The sequence below is a fragment of the Polyangium sp. 15x6 genome (assembly GCF_029960785.1).
Lineage (GTDB): Bacteria > Myxococcota_A > Polyangia > Polyangiales > Polyangiaceae > Polyangium.
Genome location: NZ_JASBQE010000003.1, coordinates 139,796 through 156,408 on the forward strand (window position 1 = coordinate 139,796; position 16,613 = coordinate 156,408).

Annotated in this window: 13 protein-coding genes; 8 read left to right on the plus strand and 5 right to left on the minus strand. The window is 69.9% G+C overall.

All coding sequences use genetic code 11. The annotated features are described in order from the left end of the window. The first annotated feature begins 7 nt into the window (after nt 1–7). Nucleotides 8–1,402, plus strand: a complete 1,395-nt coding sequence (gene icd / locus QHF83_RS03585; RefSeq protein WP_282416337.1) for an NADP-dependent isocitrate dehydrogenase — start codon at nt 8–10, stop codon at nt 1,400–1,402. 69 nt (nt 1,403–1,471) lie between these two features. Here the strand turns inward: icd and QHF83_RS03590 are convergent, their stop codons facing one another. The 3 genes from QHF83_RS03590 to mdh all read right to left on the minus strand — a co-directional run bounded on the left by QHF83_RS03590 (nt 1,472) and on the right by mdh (nt 5,268). Then, nucleotides 1,472–3,076: a bifunctional 3-(3-hydroxy-phenyl)propionate/3-hydroxycinnamic acid hydroxylase gene (locus tag QHF83_RS03590; RefSeq protein WP_282416338.1), complete on the minus strand. Its 1,605-nt coding sequence runs from the start codon at nt 3,074–3,076 to the stop codon at nt 1,472–1,474. A 63-nt stretch (nt 3,077–3,139) separates the two neighbouring features. Continuing rightward, nucleotides 3,140–4,324: a DegT/DnrJ/EryC1/StrS family aminotransferase gene (locus QHF83_RS03595; protein WP_282416339.1), complete on the minus strand. Its 1,185-nt coding sequence runs from the start codon at nt 4,322–4,324 to the stop codon at nt 3,140–3,142. Then, nucleotides 4,321–5,268: a malate dehydrogenase gene (gene mdh / locus QHF83_RS03600; protein WP_282416340.1), complete on the minus strand. Its 948-nt coding sequence runs from the start codon at nt 5,266–5,268 to the stop codon at nt 4,321–4,323. The genes QHF83_RS03595 and mdh overlap by 4 nt, the downstream gene beginning before the upstream one ends. An 81-nt stretch (nt 5,269–5,349) precedes the next feature. Between mdh and QHF83_RS03605 the strand changes: the two genes are divergently transcribed. Beyond that, nucleotides 5,350–6,318 carry a phosphoribosylaminoimidazolesuccinocarboxamide synthase gene (locus QHF83_RS03605; protein ID WP_282416341.1) on the plus strand — a complete coding sequence of 323 codons (969 nt, stop codon included), beginning with the start codon at nt 5,350–5,352 and terminating at the stop codon, nt 6,316–6,318. Here QHF83_RS03605 and QHF83_RS03610 read toward each other — a convergent pair. Beyond that, on the minus strand, nt 6,315–7,595 hold the full coding sequence (locus tag QHF83_RS03610; RefSeq protein ID WP_282416342.1) for an MFS transporter: 1,281 nt from the start codon (nt 7,593–7,595) through the stop codon (nt 6,315–6,317). The genes QHF83_RS03605 and QHF83_RS03610 overlap by 4 nt on opposite strands. A gap of 53 nt (nt 7,596–7,648) precedes the next feature. On the opposite strand from QHF83_RS03610, the gene QHF83_RS03615 reads away from it, so the two are divergent. Continuing rightward, nucleotides 7,649–8,563: an ROK family protein gene (locus tag QHF83_RS03615; RefSeq protein WP_282416343.1), complete on the plus strand. Its 915-nt coding sequence runs from the start codon at nt 7,649–7,651 to the stop codon at nt 8,561–8,563. Here the strand turns inward: QHF83_RS03615 and QHF83_RS03620 are convergent. Next, the gene (locus QHF83_RS03620) at nt 8,560–9,468 is read right to left on the minus strand and encodes a hypothetical protein (RefSeq protein WP_282416344.1); all 909 of its coding nucleotides are present in this window, start codon (nt 9,466–9,468) and stop codon (nt 8,560–8,562) included. The genes QHF83_RS03615 and QHF83_RS03620 overlap by 4 nt on opposite strands. A 72-nt stretch (nt 9,469–9,540) precedes the next feature. Between QHF83_RS03620 and QHF83_RS03625 the strand changes: the two genes are divergently transcribed. The 5 genes from QHF83_RS03625 to QHF83_RS03645 all read left to right on the plus strand — a co-directional run bounded on the left by QHF83_RS03625 (nt 9,541) and on the right by QHF83_RS03645 (nt 16,599). Then, on the plus strand, nt 9,541–10,584 hold the full coding sequence (locus QHF83_RS03625; protein ID WP_282416345.1) for a hypothetical protein: 1,044 nt from the start codon (nt 9,541–9,543) through the stop codon (nt 10,582–10,584). A gap of 45 nt (nt 10,585–10,629) precedes the next feature. Further along, nucleotides 10,630–13,161 carry a HEAT repeat domain-containing protein gene (locus QHF83_RS03630; RefSeq protein WP_282416346.1) on the plus strand — a complete coding sequence of 844 codons (2,532 nt, stop codon included), beginning with the start codon at nt 10,630–10,632 and terminating at the stop codon, nt 13,159–13,161. Nucleotides 13,162–13,290: 129 nt separating this feature from the next. Further along, nucleotides 13,291–14,829, plus strand: coding sequence for a serine/threonine-protein kinase (locus QHF83_RS03635; RefSeq protein ID WP_282416347.1), 1,539 nt, complete (start codon nt 13,291–13,293; stop codon nt 14,827–14,829). A gap of 181 nt (nt 14,830–15,010) precedes the next feature. Next, on the plus strand, nt 15,011–15,997 hold the full coding sequence (locus QHF83_RS03640; RefSeq protein WP_282416348.1) for a hypothetical protein: 987 nt from the start codon (nt 15,011–15,013) through the stop codon (nt 15,995–15,997). After that, nucleotides 15,994–16,599, plus strand: coding sequence for a hypothetical protein (locus QHF83_RS03645; RefSeq protein WP_282416349.1), 606 nt, complete (start codon nt 15,994–15,996; stop codon nt 16,597–16,599). Before QHF83_RS03640 ends, QHF83_RS03645 begins: the two co-directional genes overlap by 4 nt. The last annotated feature ends 14 nt before the right edge of the window (nt 16,600–16,613 follow it).

Below are 16,613 nucleotides of genomic sequence, written 5' to 3' on the forward strand. Positions count from 1 at the left end.
CGCGGCCATGCGCGAGTTCCCGAAGCCCACTGCGGGCGAAGCGATCACGATGTCCGCGTCCGGCCAGCTCCAGGTGCCGGACCAACCCATCATCCCGTTCATCGAAGGCGATGGCACCGGCCCCGACATCTGGCGGGCGAGCCAGCGCGTGCTCGATGCGGCCGTGGAGAAGGCCTACGGCGGCAAGAGGAAGATCGCCTGGTACGAGGTGTACGCGGGCGAGAAGGCGTTCAACACGTTCGGCGAGTGGCTCCCCCAGGGCACGGTGGAGGCGTATCGCCAGTACCTCGTGGGCATCAAGGGTCCGCTGACGACCCCGATCGGCAAGGGCATCCGTTCCCTGAACGTGGCCCTCCGGCAGATGCTCGACCTCTACGTCTGCCTGCGCCCGGTGCGCTGGTACAAGGGCGTTCCTTCGCCGGTGAAGGATCCCGGCGCGGTCGACATGGTGATCTTCCGTGAGAACACGGAGGACATCTACGCCGGCATCGAGTGGGAGGCCGAGAGCCCCGAGGCGAAGAAGGTGATCGACTTCCTCCAGAAGGAGATGGGGGTGAAGAAGATCCGCTTCCCGGCGACGAGCGGCATCGGCGTCAAGCCGGTGAGCCGCGAGGGCACCGAGCGCCTCGTGCGTGGGGCGATCGAGTACGCGCTCCGGTACAACCGGAAGAGCGTCACGTTCGTGCACAAGGGCAACATCATGAAGTTCACGGAAGGCGCGTTCAAGGCGTGGGGGTATTCGCTCGCGCAGCACGACTTCCGGAGCAAGGTGGTGACCGAGCGCGAGACGTGGATCCTCGGGAACAAGGAGAAGAACCCGGAGATCACGGTCGAGCAGAACGCCAAGGAGATCGAGCCCGGCTACGACATGGCGCCGCCGGACATGCAGGCGGAGTTCCGCGCCGAGGTCGAGGAGGCGCTCAAGCTCTGGGACACGCACGGCGGCGGCAAGTGGAAGAAGATGCTCCGCATCAAGGACTCGATCGCGGACATCACGCTGCAGCAGGTGCTGACGCGGCCGCGTGATTTCGACGTGATCGCGACGCTCAACCTGAACGGCGATTACCTCTCGGACGCGCTCGCCGCGCAGATCGGCGGCATCGGCATCGCGCCGGGCGGCAACATCAACTACGTGACGGGCCACGCGGTCTTCGAGGCCACGCACGGCACGGCGCCGAAGTACGCGAACCTCGACAAGGTCAACCCCGGCTCGGTCATCCTCTCGGGCGAGATGATGCTGCGGCACATGGGCTGGGTCGAGGCCGCGGAGCTCATCAACAAGGGCATGGACGGCGCGATCGGCGCGAAGACCGTGACCTACGACTTCGCGCGCCTCATGGAGGGCGCGAAGGAAGTGAAGTGCTCCGAGTTCGGTGACGCGATCATCGCGCACATGGGCTGAGCGTTTCCCCGCGTGACGTGCTGAAGCCCCCTCTTCCGGATCGGAGGAGGGGGCTTCATACTGTCTCGATCAGTCGAGCGTTTTCCGAAGCTCCTGCTCCGCCTGGTCGACTTCCGCGTGTAGAAACCCTCCAAACACATGACGATCCGGCCGCACGATCGCGAGCGCGGCTTCATATCGGACAAACCACCGTTCGAGCGCGCCGTCCTCGTCGACGAGCGCGCCTTCGCGCGCCTCGCTCCCCGCGGGGAGGACCCGGAAAAACCGCGCGCCGAGTCCTTCCCAGAAAGGTTCGTCCCGGACCACCTCGCGTGGATCGAGCCCGAAGCCGAGCACGGCGAATCCCATTCCGAGCGCGTCGTCGAGCCGCACGCGTGCGGCCGCGGCGTCACGCACGAATGGCTGCGGGAAATACGTCCCTTCCGGGTAACGCGGGGTCACGCCCGGCGCGCCGTCGAAGCGCCCGCGCCGACGCCGCCCGCCGCGCATCATTCCCGCGTCGCACGTCGGCTTCGGCTTGAACTCCATGTCCCGGATGAATCTGCGGACGCGGCCCACCCGATCGAGCCCACGAAACACGGCGTCCCGCACCGCCGCCGCGCGCGCGTCGCGCACCAGAAAGACGTGCCCGAGCCGGATGCTGATCTCCGTCATCGCGAGCAGATGCGGCCGTCGCTCTTCTTCGTACGTATCGAGCAGCCGCTCGCTCGCGTGCCCGGAAGCGCAAAGCGCGAGCTTCCACGCGAGGTTCGCCGCGTCCCGGAGACCCGACACGAGCCCTTGCCCCATGAACGGCGGCATCGTGTGCGCCGCGTCTCCGAGGAGGAAGATCCGGCCTTTGCGCCATTGCGCCGCCGTCTTCGCCTCGAACGTGTACACGCTCGCTCGCTGAATACGGATCTTCGCGGGATCCACGTACGGCGCGATCAGCCGCGCGACCGACTCGGGCCTCTCGATGGTCTCCCGTGTCTCGCCCGCCTGCAGCATGAATTCCAGGCGGCACTGGTTCTCCGTCCCGCGCGCCACGAAGCCGGGCCGCGCCGGGTCGCATACGAAACGCGTGAGCGGCATCGTGTCCGGGATCTCGTCCATCACGCCGGAGATGGCGATCCACGGCTCCTCGTACCGGCGGCCCTCGTACGTGATGCCCGAGAGCTTGCGAATCGTGCTCTTGCGACCGTCGCAGCCGAGCACGTAACGCGCCCGCAATTCGTGGGTTCGTCCGTCTGGATCCCGCACCCGGAGGCGCGCCCGCTCCGCATCCTGGTCGATCGAGACGACCTCGTGCCCGAGCCGCAAAGACACGCTCTCGAATCGCTCGAGCCCTCGCCGCAGGATGGCCTCCAGCGTGGGCTGGTGAAAGAAGTTCAGCGCGGGAAAACCATTGCCGAAATCGAGCCCGCGAAAGACGAGCTTCGCGAAGGCGCGCCCGTTCGCGTCGGTGAACTCGGCCTCCGGGCAGGCGTACATCGTCCGCGCGAGCTCACGATCGAGCCCGGCCTGCTGATAGACACGCATCGCCTCGTCGTCGCAGGAGAAGGCGCGCGGGGTGCCGTGGGGCGTCGTCTCGCGTTCGAGCACGGCGACGCGGAGCCCGCGCCCGCCGAGCAGGTTGGCCATCAGCGTGCCCACGGGACCCGCCCCCACGATCGCGACGTCGACGTCTTCGAGCATGCCCGAGTATCGCGGTGGCAAGACGGCGCGGCAACGGGAGAGCGCTTCGCGGCGGAGACGTGATCAGAAATAGAATGTGCGAATGCGATCCACGACGAATTGCTGCTGCTCCGGCGTCAAGGTCGGCGAAATGGGGAGCGAGAGCACCTCGCGGCAGGCGCGCTCGGCCTCCGGAAAATCCCCCGTGTGGTGGCCGAGGTGCGCGAAGCAAGGCTGGAGATGCAGCGGGACCGGGTAATAGACGGCGGTGCCGATCCCGGCGGATTCGAGGAACACGCGGAGCTCGTCGCGACGAACCGCGCGAATCGTGAACTGGTGGTAGACGTGGCGGCCCTCGGGATCGTCCTCGGCGGAGCGGACGAATGCGGAGAGGCCCGCCTCGGCGAAGAGGGCGCGATATCGATCGGCGATGGCGCGTCGCGCCTCGGTCCAGCCGTCGAGGTAGGGGAGCTTGGCGCGTAAAACCGCGGCCTGGATCGCGTCGAGGCGGCTGTTCATGCCGACCTCGTCGTGCCGGTACATCTTCTCGCCGCCGTGTGTGCGGAGGCGGCGGACCCGGAGGGCTTTTTCGGGGTCGTTCGTCAGGACGAGCCCACCGTCGCCGAACGCCCCGAGGTTCTTGCTCGGAAAAAACGAGAGGCAGCCGAGCGTGCCGATCGTGCCGGCCGCGCGCCCGCCCCGCCTCGCGTCGATCGCCTGCGCCGCGTCCTCGACGATCGCGATGCCACGCGCCCGCGCCTCGTCGAGCCAGGCTTCCATGCGCGCCACGCGACCGTAGAGGTGCACGGGCACGATCGCGCGCGTGCGCGGGCCGAGCGCTGCGAGCACGCGCGCGGGATCGAGGTTCCAGGAGTCGGGCTCGATGTCGACGAACACGGGCCGCGCGCCGAGGCGCGCGATCGCGCCCGCGGTCGCGAAGAACGTGAACGGCGTGGTCACGACCTCGTCGCCCGGGCCCACGCCCGAAGCGACGAGCGAGAGCAGGAGCGCGTCGCTGCCCGAGGCCACGCCGATCGCATGCGCGGCGCCGAGGCGCGCGGCGATCGCCTCTTCGAAGAGGCGAACCTCTTCTCCGAGGACGAACGCCTGCGCCTCGACGACGCGGGCGATGGCTCGATCGATCTCTTCGCGGATCGCGCGATGGAGCGCGCGCAAATCGAGGAGCGGGACCGTGATGTCCCGCGTGGGGGGTTTGGGGGCGTAGCTCGGCTCGTCCGAGCGTAGCCCCCAAGCGTCAGACGAGTTCACGCGGCCGGCGTGTTCTTCACGACGTCGGTGATGCCCTGCACGCTCTTCGCGCTCTTCGCGAGCATCGCCTTCTCGTCGTCCGTCAGCTTGATCTCGAGGATCTTCTCGACGCCGCGGCCGCCGATGATGACGGGCACGCCCATGAAGAGGTCCTTGTAGCCGTACTCGCCGTCGAGGTAGACGGCGCTCGGCAGGAGGCGCTTCTGGTCGAGGAGGAACGCCTCGGCCATCGCGACCGCGGCCGAAGCCGGGGCGTAGTAGGCGCTCGTGCCCATGAGCTTGACGATCTCGCCGCCGCCCGTGCGCGTGCGGGCGATGAGCGCGTCGAGCTTCTCGCGCGCGATGAGCTCGGTCGCGGCGACGCCGTTGATCGTGGTCGCGCTGAGCACGGGGACCATGTCGTCGCCGTGGCCGCCGAGCACCATGGCGCGGACGTCCTTGATGCTGACGTTGGCCTCGCGGGCGAGGAAGAGCTGGAAGCGCGCGCTGTCGAGCACGCCGGCCATGCCGACGACGCGCTCGCGGGGCAGGCCCGTGGCGCGCTTGAGCTCGTAGACCATCGCGTCGAGCGGGTTCGAGATGACGATCACGAACGCGTCCGGACAGTGCTCCTTCACGCCCGCCGCGACGCTGCGGATGATGGGCAGGTTCGTCGCGACGAGGTCGTCGCGGCTCTGGCCGGGCTTGCGCGGGATGCCCGCGGTGACGATCACGACGTCGGCGCCGGCGCAGTCCTTCCAGTCGCTCGTGCCGGTGATCTTCGCGTCGTAGCCGATGACGCTCGAGTTCTGCTCGAGATCGAGGGCCTTGCCCTTGGCGAAGTCGGTCTTCGAGGGGATGTCGAAGAGGACGATGTCGCCGAGCTCCTTGCGGGCGCAGAGCGCCGCGAGCTCGCCGCCGATGTTGCCGGCCCCGATGAGTGCGATCTTCTTCCGAGTGCTCATGCGCGGCCCTTTAGCATCCCGACGAGCTGAAAAGAACCGGGTTGCTGCGCCGCGCAAATCTTGCGCTAAGGTCCCGGCGCCATGGTTCCCGAAGAGACCCTCCAAAGAGCGCTCCGGACGACCCTCGACCGCACGGATTTCGGGGCGCTCGGCGCGAAATACGAAGGGAAAGTCCGGGACAATTACACCACGGGCGATGGCCGACGTTTCCTCGTGGCCACGGACCGCATCAGCGCGTTCGACCGCGTCCTCGGCACGCTGCCGCTGAAGGGGCAGGTCCTGAACCTGCTGGCGGCGCACTGGTTCGAGGCGACGAAGCACATCGCGCCGAACCACGTGATCTCCGTGCCGGATCCGAACGTGGTCGAGGCCGTCGAGTGCACGCCGCTGCCCGTGGAGATGGTCGTGCGCGCGTACGTCACGGGCGTGACCTCCACGAGTATCTGGACCCACTACGCCCGCGGCGAGCGCGTCTTCTGCGGCCACCGCCTGCCGGACGGGCTGCACAAGAACGACCGCCTGCCCGCGCCGATCCTGACGCCGAGCACGAAGGCGCCGAAGGGCGGGCACGACGTGTCGGCGTCGCGCGAGGAGATCCTCGCCGAGGGCGTGATCAGCGCGCGCGACTTCGACGAGGCGGCCGAGATGGTGATGGCGCTCTTCGCGTTCGGGCAGAAGCGCTGCGAGGAGCGCGGGCTCATCCTGGTCGACACGAAGTACGAGCTCGGCAAGACGAAGGACGGGCGGATCGTGGTGATCGACGAGATCCACACGCCGGACTCGTCCCGCTTCTGGTTTGCCCGGACCTACGACGAGCGGCGAGCGCGGGGCGAGGAGCCCGAGTCGTTCGACAAGGAGTACGTGCGCCGCTGGCTCGCGGGCACGGGGTTCACGGGCGACGGGCCGATTCCTACGATCCCGGACGAAGTGCGCGTCGAGGCGGCGCGGCGGTACATCGAGGCGTTCGAGACGATCACCGGGCAGTCGTTCGTGCCGAACCTCGAGGATCCGCACGCGCGGATCCGGCGGAACCTGAAGATCGCGGGCTAGGCGCGCTCCTCGTGCGGCGGGGGCGGGGACCAGAGGAGCCACGCCACGCAGCCCGGGAGGACCCAGGCGCCGACCGCCAGGAACGGGATCTTGTAGCCGCCGGTGATGTCGATGAGCCGGCCGAGGACCGGGCTCGCGACGATGAGCGCGATCGACTGCGCGGCTGCGCAGACGCCGCTCGCCGCGGAGGCGACCGAGGGCGGTACACGCGTGAGCATGTCCGCGGTGAGCATGGCGAAGACGCCGCCGCCGCCGGCCAAGCCGAGCCCGCCGAGCACCATCGACTCGACCGGCGTGCGCCCGAACGCCGTCAGCGCGAGGATGACGTGGAGCGCGATCCCGATCGCGAAGAGCAGACGATCCGGCGCGCCGCCCACGCGCGCTCGGCCTCGCACGCTGGCGAAGTGACCAAAGAGGATCGCCCCGGCGTCGAAGAGTACGAGCGGGATGATGAGGTAGGGGCCCACCTTCGCCTGTGGGACGCCGTGTTCGGCGGCGAGATACTTGGAGGACCAATTGAGCAGGAAGCCGGTCGCCGGCGCCGACGCCATGATCGCGAGCGTCGCGCGCAGCACCGCGGGGTGCGTCAGGACCGACCGTGCACGCGGGCGATTCGCAGAAGGCGCGTGTGCGGCGTCGAGCACCTCGCGCGCCGGGCTCCGCCACGCGAGAAGGAGCCAGAGCGGCACCCACGCGAGGCCCACGAGCGCCGTGCCGAGGAACGCGATCCGGAGGCCCCAGTTCTTCTCCAGGAACGGCGCGAGCTGCGGCGCGACGATGGCGCCGAGGGAGCTGCCCGTGAAGAGGAACCCGAAGCCGCGCGCGCGATCGGCCGGCGGGAGCACGCGCTGGATGGTCTGCGCGGCGCCCGGAAACGAAGGCGATTCGGTGAGGCCGAGCGCGACGCGCAAAATGAGCAGGCCCGTGAAGCTCGGCGCGAGCGCATGCGCGGCGGCGACGAGCGACCACGCGACCACGGCGCCGAGCAGGCCTCGGCGCGCGCCGAGGTGATCGATGAGCCAGCCCGCGAACGGAGCGCCCGCGAGGTAAGCGACCGAGAAGGCCGAGACGAGCCAGCCGTACTGCGTGTCCGAGAGATCGAAGACCTTCGAGACGGTCGGCGCGAGCGCGGCGAGGGCCTGGCGATCGACGTAGCTGACGGCCATCGTCAACGTGGCGGTCAAGGCGAGGGCCCAGGCATGCGCCCGCGAGAGGGCAGGGGAGGCGGAGTAGATCGGCGCGTTCGTCACGGGCGGCTGGATCCTCGCACGGATCACGCATCCTCGGGCGGTTCATGGACGCGGCGCGTCCTCGCGGGTACACCCCCGGCATGCGCCAGCCGATCGCGATCGGGGTGGATCTGGGCGGCACGAAGATCGAGGCCGTCGTGCTCCGGGAGGCGGAGAAAGCCACGCCGGCGGTCGACCTCCGCCGCCGTATCCCCACGCCGCGCGAGCGTGGTTACGAGGGCATCCTCGAGGCGGTCGCGACGCTCGTGCGGGACGTCGCCGCGGAGGCGGGCCTCGACGCGAAGACGATCCCGCTCGGCGTGGGCATGCCGGGCGGCGTGACGCGCGCGGGCCTCGTGAAGAACTCGAACACGACCTGCCTCAACGGCCGACCTTTCCGCACGGATCTCGAGCGCCTGCTCGATCGCTCCATCGTCTTCGACAACGACGCGAACTGCTTCGCGCTCGCCGAGGCGCGGCTCGGCGCGGCCTCGGCGCATGTGGGCGGCGTCGTCTTCGGCGTGATCCTCGGGACCGGCGTCGGCGGCGGCCTCGTCATCCGCGGGCAGGTTTGGCCAGGCGAACACGGCATCGCCGGCGAGTGGGGCCACCACGCCGTGTTCCCCGACCGCGGGCCCGTCTGTTACTGCGGGCATCGCGGCTGCCTCGAGCTCTTCGCGAGCGGCCCCGCCGTCGAGGCGGACTACGCGCGCCGCGCGGGCCGCTCGCTCTCGGCCTCCGAGATCGCCGCGCGCCGCGCCGAGGATCCCCACGCCGCAGCCGCGATCGAGGGCCTCCTCGAAGCGTTTGCCCGGGGCCTCGCGAATGTGATCGACATCGTGGATCCGACCGCGATCGTGCTAGGCGGCGGTCTTTCGAACTTGAACCTTCTCTACGACGAGGGCCGCGATCGCGTGGCCGCGCTCCTCTTCAACGACGAGCTGCGCACGCCGATCTCGAAGAACGAACTCGGCGACAGCGCGGGCGTGATTGGCGCGGCGCTCCTTGCGATCTAGGCGAAGCGCGATGCATCCGCGGGCTTGACGCCGAGCGATTCGAGCGCCGAGGCGAGCTTCGATCGGTGGATCGAGATGACCGTCGGCATGCCGCCGGAGATCCCGAACTTCTCCAGGAAATTGATCCCGCTGTCGAACGCCGCCGCGAACGTCACGTTGTCCCCGTCGATCACGGCCGAGACGCTCGCGCGCTCCTGACCGACGAGCAGGAGGAGCGTCTTGTCGTACGGGCCTTTCCGCGTCGTCGCGTCGACGATCACGATGCCCGGCTCGATCCGCGCGAACGACTTCGCGAGCCTTCGCGACTCGGCTTCGAGCGGCGCGAGCTCCGCGCCTGCGGCGTCGATCGGCTGCCACAACGATGCATCCGAAAGCCCCGTCGAAAGGTGCCGCACGATGAGCCCGAAGAGCGCGTGATCCCTCGGCCGCGCCCGGAGCGCCCGATCGATGCGCTGCGCGATCGGGCCCGGCGTGCCGATCCGCGTGTCGATCGCCCGCGCGTCCGCGTCGCAGCCGGGATACGGCTCCTCGCCGCCGCGCAGCCACTTGGCGCCGCTCGCCAGGCCGTCGAAATCCACGTGGCAGACGAGCGTGTCGATGCGGCCGGCGCGCGCGACGATCTCGGGCGTGATCATCTCCGGGCAGGCGCCGTGCTCGGCCTTCGTGGAGAGCACGAATCGCGCGTCCTCGACATACCGCGCGTGATGCAAGCTGTCGTGGTGATCGACCCAGGCACGGAGCCGCGATCCGAGCGCCTCGATGAAGGGCAACGTCACCGTTTCGAAGCTCTTGCCTCCCGCCTCCGAGGCGAAGGCGATGTCCAGGACCACCACATTTCCGCGGAGATCCTTGGGTTTGGGCAGCTTCCGTGGGGAAGCGAACGAAAGCTCGACGGATTGCATCATCCTTCGCTCGGTTGCGTCCTTCGTGTCATTCCCTGCATCCGACTTGGATAAACTCGCACTGGGGAGACGGACATGAAGCGCGGATTCTTAGCATGCGGTGGGGCCCTCGTCGGTCTCTGGCTCCTCGCCGGGCCCGGCGGCGCGCCCGCGGCCCACGCGGACGAGGCGCAGGCGACGGCGGAGCCCACGGTCACGGCGCCCACCTGCTCGATCAAAGGTACCTACCCTCCCTCCAAGAACACCAAGCTCTTCGACGCGGCGAGCGGCGGCAACCTCGTCGCCACGCTGACCGGCGCGTACATCCCCATGACGCTCAGCGAGATCCCGTTCGACCCCACGGCCGGTCGAGCGCGGCTCGCGACGTCGGCGGGCAGCGGCGCGATGCGGCTCGAAGGCTACGTCGCGCCCGCGGACATCCCGCTCTTCACGACGCGCGACATCTCGGTCTACGGCGGGCACGTCTGGATCGCGAGCGCGCAGAAGGTGAAGCTCGTCAAGGCCAGCCTGAACTCGATCACCGTGGAGATCCCGGTCGGCGGCACGCTGAACCAGACCGTGCGGGCGACGGCGCCTTGCGATGCGTTCGCGCTCGCGAAGGGCACCGTGACGCCGTTCGAGGTCCCCGGCAACGGCCGCGGCTACATGACGAAGAAGCAGAAGCTCGAGCTCTTCGACAAGCCGAACGGCGACGTGGTCCTCTCGCTCGACATGATGGAGGGCGCGGGGCAGCTCTTCTGGAGCACGGAGATGAAGCTCGGCTTCGTGCACGTGATGTCGCGCAGCGATCTCACCATCGACGCGTGGGCGCGCCTCCGTGACCTCGATCCGCTGAAGAAGGGCGAAATGATGGACCAGTACGTCCCGCCCACCACGCAGATCGCCGGCGCGCAGCTCACCTTCGACAAGCCTCCGCCCCTCGTGCGCGTCACGAAGGAGATCCCGATCCGCTCGAAGCGCGACGACAAGGCGAAGCCGATCGGCGTGATCGAGGCGGATAGCGAGGTCTACGTGCTCGAGACCGTCGCGGGCTGGACGAACATCCTGCCGAAGCACCTCGGGATCGTCCCGCCGGACGACGGCGGCTTCTGGATCCCGTCGAGCGAAGTGCCGAAGTAACCTCGGCCGTTGCAGCGCTGGCCCCATCGCGGCAAGGATGCGGCCATGCGGCTCCGCACAGCGCTCCCCGCCCTCGCCACCCTCGCCACAGGCACGCTCGTCCTTGCGACGTCCGAGGCCGCGCCCGATTCGAAGAGCTCGAAGGATGTGATCGTCGCCCCGGCCGTCGCCGGTCAGCAGGCGCTCGCCGTGCGCGTGTCGAAGGCGGGCATCGTCGCGCGTGTCTGCGCGAAAGAGGCCGACTGCAACGCGGAGTCGGGCACGACGATCGAGCTGCCCGCGGGGGCGCTCGATCTCGTCGCGAAAGGCGCCAAGCTCGAAACGAAGACGCTCGTGGGCGGGCGGCAGGTCGTGCGTGTCGTGGCCGGCGGGGGCCCCGGCGGAGCGAGCTTCGTGGCGCTCCTCGGCGCGCCGCTCGCGGGCAAAGGCGACGCGCCGATCACGCTCTGGACCGGCTTCACGGGCCTCGCGAAGGGTGAGCACGGCGAGGAGCGCGCGGCCGTGCTGGTCGAGGAGCCGCTGGAGAAAGGCGTCCGGCTCGTGGTGGGCGAGCAGCGCGACGACGTCACGGTGTGCGGCAGGCCCGCGCTCGTCTCGGCGCGCGAGGTCGATCCGCAGACGATGACGCTGAAGCGCGGCGCGAGCGTGCAGAACCTCTCCGGCGAGGAGCGCGCCGCGGCGGTGAAGCTCGCGGCGGCCCAGGTCTCCGGGGACAAACCGCGGCCGCTCGTGCCGTTGCTCGTGGCGCGGACGGCGTCGAGCGCAGTGGGCAAAGCGTTCGCGACGCTCACGGACGGGGATCCGGAGACGGCGTGGTCCGAGGCGAAGACGGGGCCGGGTCGCGGGGAGTTCGTGACATTCTCGTCGGCGAGCGAGGTGCCGATCGCGTCGCTCGACATCGTCGTGCGCCCGCCCAAGGCCGAGGTGTCCGGGGGCGCCGCGCCGAAGAGGATCTACCTCGCCACGCCGGAAAAACTCTATGAGGTGAGCTTCGCGGAGGACGCGTTCAAGAAGGCCGGCGCGCGGTACGAGGTGAAGCTGCCCGAGCCGATCACGGCCACGTGTCTGTCGGTCGTGCTCGACACGGCGTACGCGCCGGAGAGCGCGGCGGACGCGCGCGTGACGATCGCCGAGATCACGGCGCGGACCGCGTTCGACGAGAGCTCGCCCGAGGCGCTCGTGGGCGCGCTCGCGGGCGGGAGCGATCGATCGAAGGGCGCGGCGGCGCTGCTCGCGCGGGGCGGGAGCGCCGCGGTGAAGGCGACGATCCAGGGCTACGACAAACTCGACGACGCCGGCAAGAAGCTCGCCGAGGGCGTGATCGACGCCGCGCCGTGCGCGGACCAGGCGCCGTTCTGGACACGCGTGATGCAAGCCGAGCTCGAAAAGAAGGGTACGAAGCGTGCCCCCGAGGAGCCGGTGCTCGTGCACGCGCGTGATCGTTTACGTCGCTGCGGTCGCGCGTCCGCGGCCTCGCTCGCCGAGCTCGTGGTGAAGGGCGAAGGCAAGGTCCGGATCGAGGCAGCGGCCGAGCTCTCGCTCATCGCGCCGGCCGAGGCGATCCCCGTCCTCGTCGATGCGCTCGCGACCCCGGACGACGCACTCCGGCGCGAGCTCCGCGGCTCGCTCGCGCACGCGGCCAAGAGTGAACGGGCGCTCGCGGCGCTCGGCGCGGAGTTCGAAAAGGAGCGGTTCGCGGGGCGCAGCGAGGTCGTGCGGATCGATCTGCTCCGGGCGCTCGGGGCGCGCATCGATCTCGTGCCGGGCGCGCGCGACGCGTTCGCTTCGCTCGCGACGGAAGGCGCTCCGTTCCGGACGCGCTACCTCCTGCTCGGACCCGCGGCGGATCTCGCGCGCGCCGGCGACAAGCACGCCGAGACGTTCCTCGTCACGGCGCTGCGCAAGGATCCCGATCGGCACGTGCGGCTGCGCGCCGCCGAGGTCGCTCACCGCGCGCCGCAGGTGTTGCCTTCGCTCCTCGAAGCCTCCGAGGATCCGGAGGTGCGCGTGCGCGACGCCGCGGTCTTTTCGCTCGGCGCGCGCGGGCGAACGGACGAGGCTCCGTCCGCGGCGCTCGTGACCGCGCTCGGAAAACGCCTCGCGCAGGATCCATTCACGTTCGTACGGACGAACGCGGCGCGGAGCCTCGGCGAGATGCCGAGCACGAAGGCGGGGGACGCGGCGCTCGCGGCGGCGCTCGGCGATGCCTCGCCGGAGGTGCGCGGCCGCGCGCTCGATGGTCTCGGCATGCACCAGGCGACGGCCTACCTCGGTCCGATCCGCGAGCTCGCCGGGAACGACGAGGAGCAGGCCGAGGTGCGCGCGCGGGCCCTCCTGGCGCTCGCGGCGATGTGTGATCGTTCCCAGGTGGACACGTGGACGAAGCTCGCGCGCCGCACGCCGTTCGCCATGAGCGAAGGGGAGCGCACCCTCGGCGCGGCGGCGATCGCGGCGCTCGGGGACATAAAACCGCAGGATCTCCGCGCGAGGCTCGCCCCGCTGCTCGATCCGAAGGTCCCGCGCAACGTGCGGGAGCTCGCGCGGGCGGCCCTCGAAGCGACGTCCAAGTGCAAGTGAACGCTGCTTTTTCGGGGGTCCTCGGCCCGGGACGGAGGCCCCGCCCGTCGTCACGCACCGCGCGGTAGCGGTTGCCCTTCGATCCGTGTAATTTCAGGGGAGGCAGGGAGCGGAGGAACCAAGGCGCAAGTGAGTAACCCCGCCGAGAACATCAAGCCCGGCACCGTGATCGCCGATCGGTACCGCGTCGTGCGTCAGCTCGGGCGCGGCGGCATGGGCTCGGTGTTCCTCGTCGAGCATGTCCACACGGACGAACAGCTCGCGCTCAAGATCCTGCACTCGGCCGTGATCTCGGACTCCGTGGCGCTCGAGCGCTTCCGCCGCGAGGCGCGCACGCCGGCGCGGATCAACAGCGATCACGTGGTCCGCGTGACCGACGCGGACATTGCGGCGAACCTGAACGGCGCGCCCTTCCTCGTGATGGAGTACCTGCGCGGCGAGGACCTCGATCAGCGCGTCGAGCGCCTCGGGCCGCTCCCGCCGACCGACGTGGTCCTCTACCTCCGCCAGGCGGCCCGCGCGCTCGACAAGGCCCACGCCCTCGGCATCGTCCACCGCGATCTCAAGCCCGAGAACCTGTTTCTCACGACGCGCGAGGACGGCACGCCCTGCATCAAGATCCTCGACTTCGGCATCGCCAAGCTCACCGGCGAGGCCTCGCGCGAGCTCGTCCGCGCGGCTGCGACCACGACGGGGCAGATCTTCGGAACGCCGCTCTTCATGTCGCCCGAGCAGGCGAAGGGCGAGTCGTCGAAGATTTCTGGTCAAACGGATGTCTGGGCCCTCGGGCTCATCGCGCACCGCCTCCTCACGGGCCGCGATATCTGGACGGCCGAGACGATCACCCACCTGATCGCGCAGATCGCGTACGAGCCGATGCCCATCCCGAGCGAGCACGGCGCGCCCTTCGGCCACGACTACGACGACTGGTTCGCCGTGTGCTGCGCGCGCGACGTGAAGGTCCGCTACGCCTCGGCCGGAGAGGCGGTCACCGCGCTCGCGAAGTCGCTCGGCGTGATCGAGACGTTCCCCGGCCCGGGGAGCGGGCCGGATCGGATCACCGGTCGCTTCATCATCGACGCGAAGCACCTCACCCCGCCCGCGTCGACGGCGGCGGCCGCGACGCTCAGCGCCTCGCAGCTCACCCTGCTCGGTGAGCCTCCGCCCACCGATCCCGCGCCGCCGCCGACGCTCACGCCGCAAGAGACGCAACGCAAGAGCTCCGCAGGGCCGCTCACGCTCACGGGCATGAAGCTCGGCACCGCGCCGTCCCGGAAGAGCCGCGTGCTCCGCGCCGGGATCGTCGCCCTGCTCGTGGGCGCGTCGCTTGCGGGCGCGGTGCTCTGGTTCCTGCGTCCTCCGCCCGTGACCGTGGACGATCCGAGCATGCGGCCTGCGTCGCCCGATGGGAAGACGACCGCCTCCGCGTACCCGCCCACGGTCGTGCCGATGAACGATGTGCAGCACACCGTCACGAACCCGACGCCTGCGCCTTCGTCGACGTCGGCGAACACGCAGATCGCGGACGCGGGGGTGAGCGACGCGGCGCCCACGACGACCACGAGGCCGCCGTTTCCCCATCCCACCACGACGACGACCTATCCGTTCAAGGGGACCGTGGGTCCGCGCAACAACAAGTCGTTCGATCCGCTGTCGGGCCGGCACTAACGCCCCTGCCGTTTCTTCGGCTTCCCCGGGGAGCTGGGGTATAGGGTACGCTGAAGTGCGAACGACGCTGCTCCCCCGGGGGCGGTCTTCTCGGATGGAACACTCTCGCATGCAGGGCCCTCTGCCTGGTCGGACAACGCCACGCGCGTCACGCGCGCGCGGTGCAGCTCTGCGCGGGGGCATGGGCCTCGCCCTCGGCCTCGGCCTCGTGCTCGCTGCGCCCGTCGCGCGGGCGAACGATCCGGCCGCCGCCGACGCCTTGTTCCAGGCGGCGAAGAAGCTCATGAGCGAGAAGAACTTCGCCGAGGCGTGCCCGAAGTTCGACGCGAGTTACAAGCTCGATCCGACGCTCGGCACGCTGCTCAACCTCGCCGACTGTTACGAGAAGCTCGGTCGCACCGCGACGGCGTGGTCGACGTGGGGCGAGGCCATGGAGAAGGCGCTGCGCGACGGGGACAAACGCGCCGACTTCGCCCGGAGCCGCCGCGACGCGCTCTTCCCGAAGCTGCCGAAGGTCGTCATCAACGTCCAGAACGAGATCCCGGGCGTCGACATTCTTTGGGACCAAGTGAAGCTCGCGCCCGCGGTCTTCGGCGTGGAGCTGCCCGCGGATCCAGCCGAGCACGACCTCCTCGTCCTGCGCGACGACGGCATGAAGCTCAAGGAAGAGCGCGTCCGCATCACGAAGGAAGGCGACCGCACCGAGATCACGCTCGACATCGAGGCGCTCGACAAGGCGAAGCCGCGAAAGGTCAAGCTCGTCGAGCCGACGCCGCCTCCTCCTCCGCCAGGGTCGAGCAAGCAGCGGCTCGCGGGGTTCGTCGTCGGCGGCTTCGGCGCCGCGGGGCTCATCGCCGCGGGCGCGCTCGAGGGTGTGGCGCTCGCCAAGCGCGGCGCCGCGAGCGACAGGTCGGCCTGCGTGGAGAAGTTCTGCACGCCCGACGGTCTCGCCGCGATCTCCTCGGCGCAGGCGTTCGCCGAAGCCGGGCAGTGGATCGGCCTCGGCGGCATCGTCGCGGCGGCCGTCGGCGTGACGCTCCTCCTCACGGCGCCCCCGGCGGCACCGTCGCCGCGCCCCGCGACGGGCGTCGTCGTTCCGCGCCCTGTGTGGGTGGCCCCGTGGGCCGGGCCGAACGGCGGCGGGATCGTCGTGGGGGGCGCGCTGTGAAGCGACCCCTCGGCGTGAGGATCGCCGCGATCATCGTCGCGTTTGGCCTCGCCGGCGGGTGCGCGACGGTGCTCGGTCTCGATGGTTACCAGGACGCCGCCGCCGCGCTCTGCACGTGCCCGGGCTTCGAACAAATCACGTCGTGCGCGACGCGCGCGCAGGCGCGCATCACGGCCGCGTCGGAGGCGGAGCGCACGGCGTTCCTCGACACGTTCGAGAAGAAGCAGTGCGGCACGATCTGCGAGCACGCGGCCGAGTGTTACGCCGCGATCCCCGGCTGCGACGGCGAGAAGCCCGGGTGCGAGTGCTGCCCGTGGAACGACTCGGTGCTCATGTGCTCGACCTCGGACACCTGTCAGACGTGTCGCACGTGTTTTCAGGTCGCCACCGAGCAGGGCAACGGGATGACGTACGAGTGCGCGTTCGGCCGGGGGCGGCTCGAGGATCTCCGGGACTGCGCGTGCTCCGTGTGCACCGACGACTGCACGGGGTTCTGCCAGAACATCGAGCTGCTCACGGCCGATCCGCAGGACACGTGCCACACGTGCCTCGAGCAGAACTGCAAGGCCCCGCTCGACGCGTGCTTCGGCGACAAACCTTAGGGGGACTCGAACGT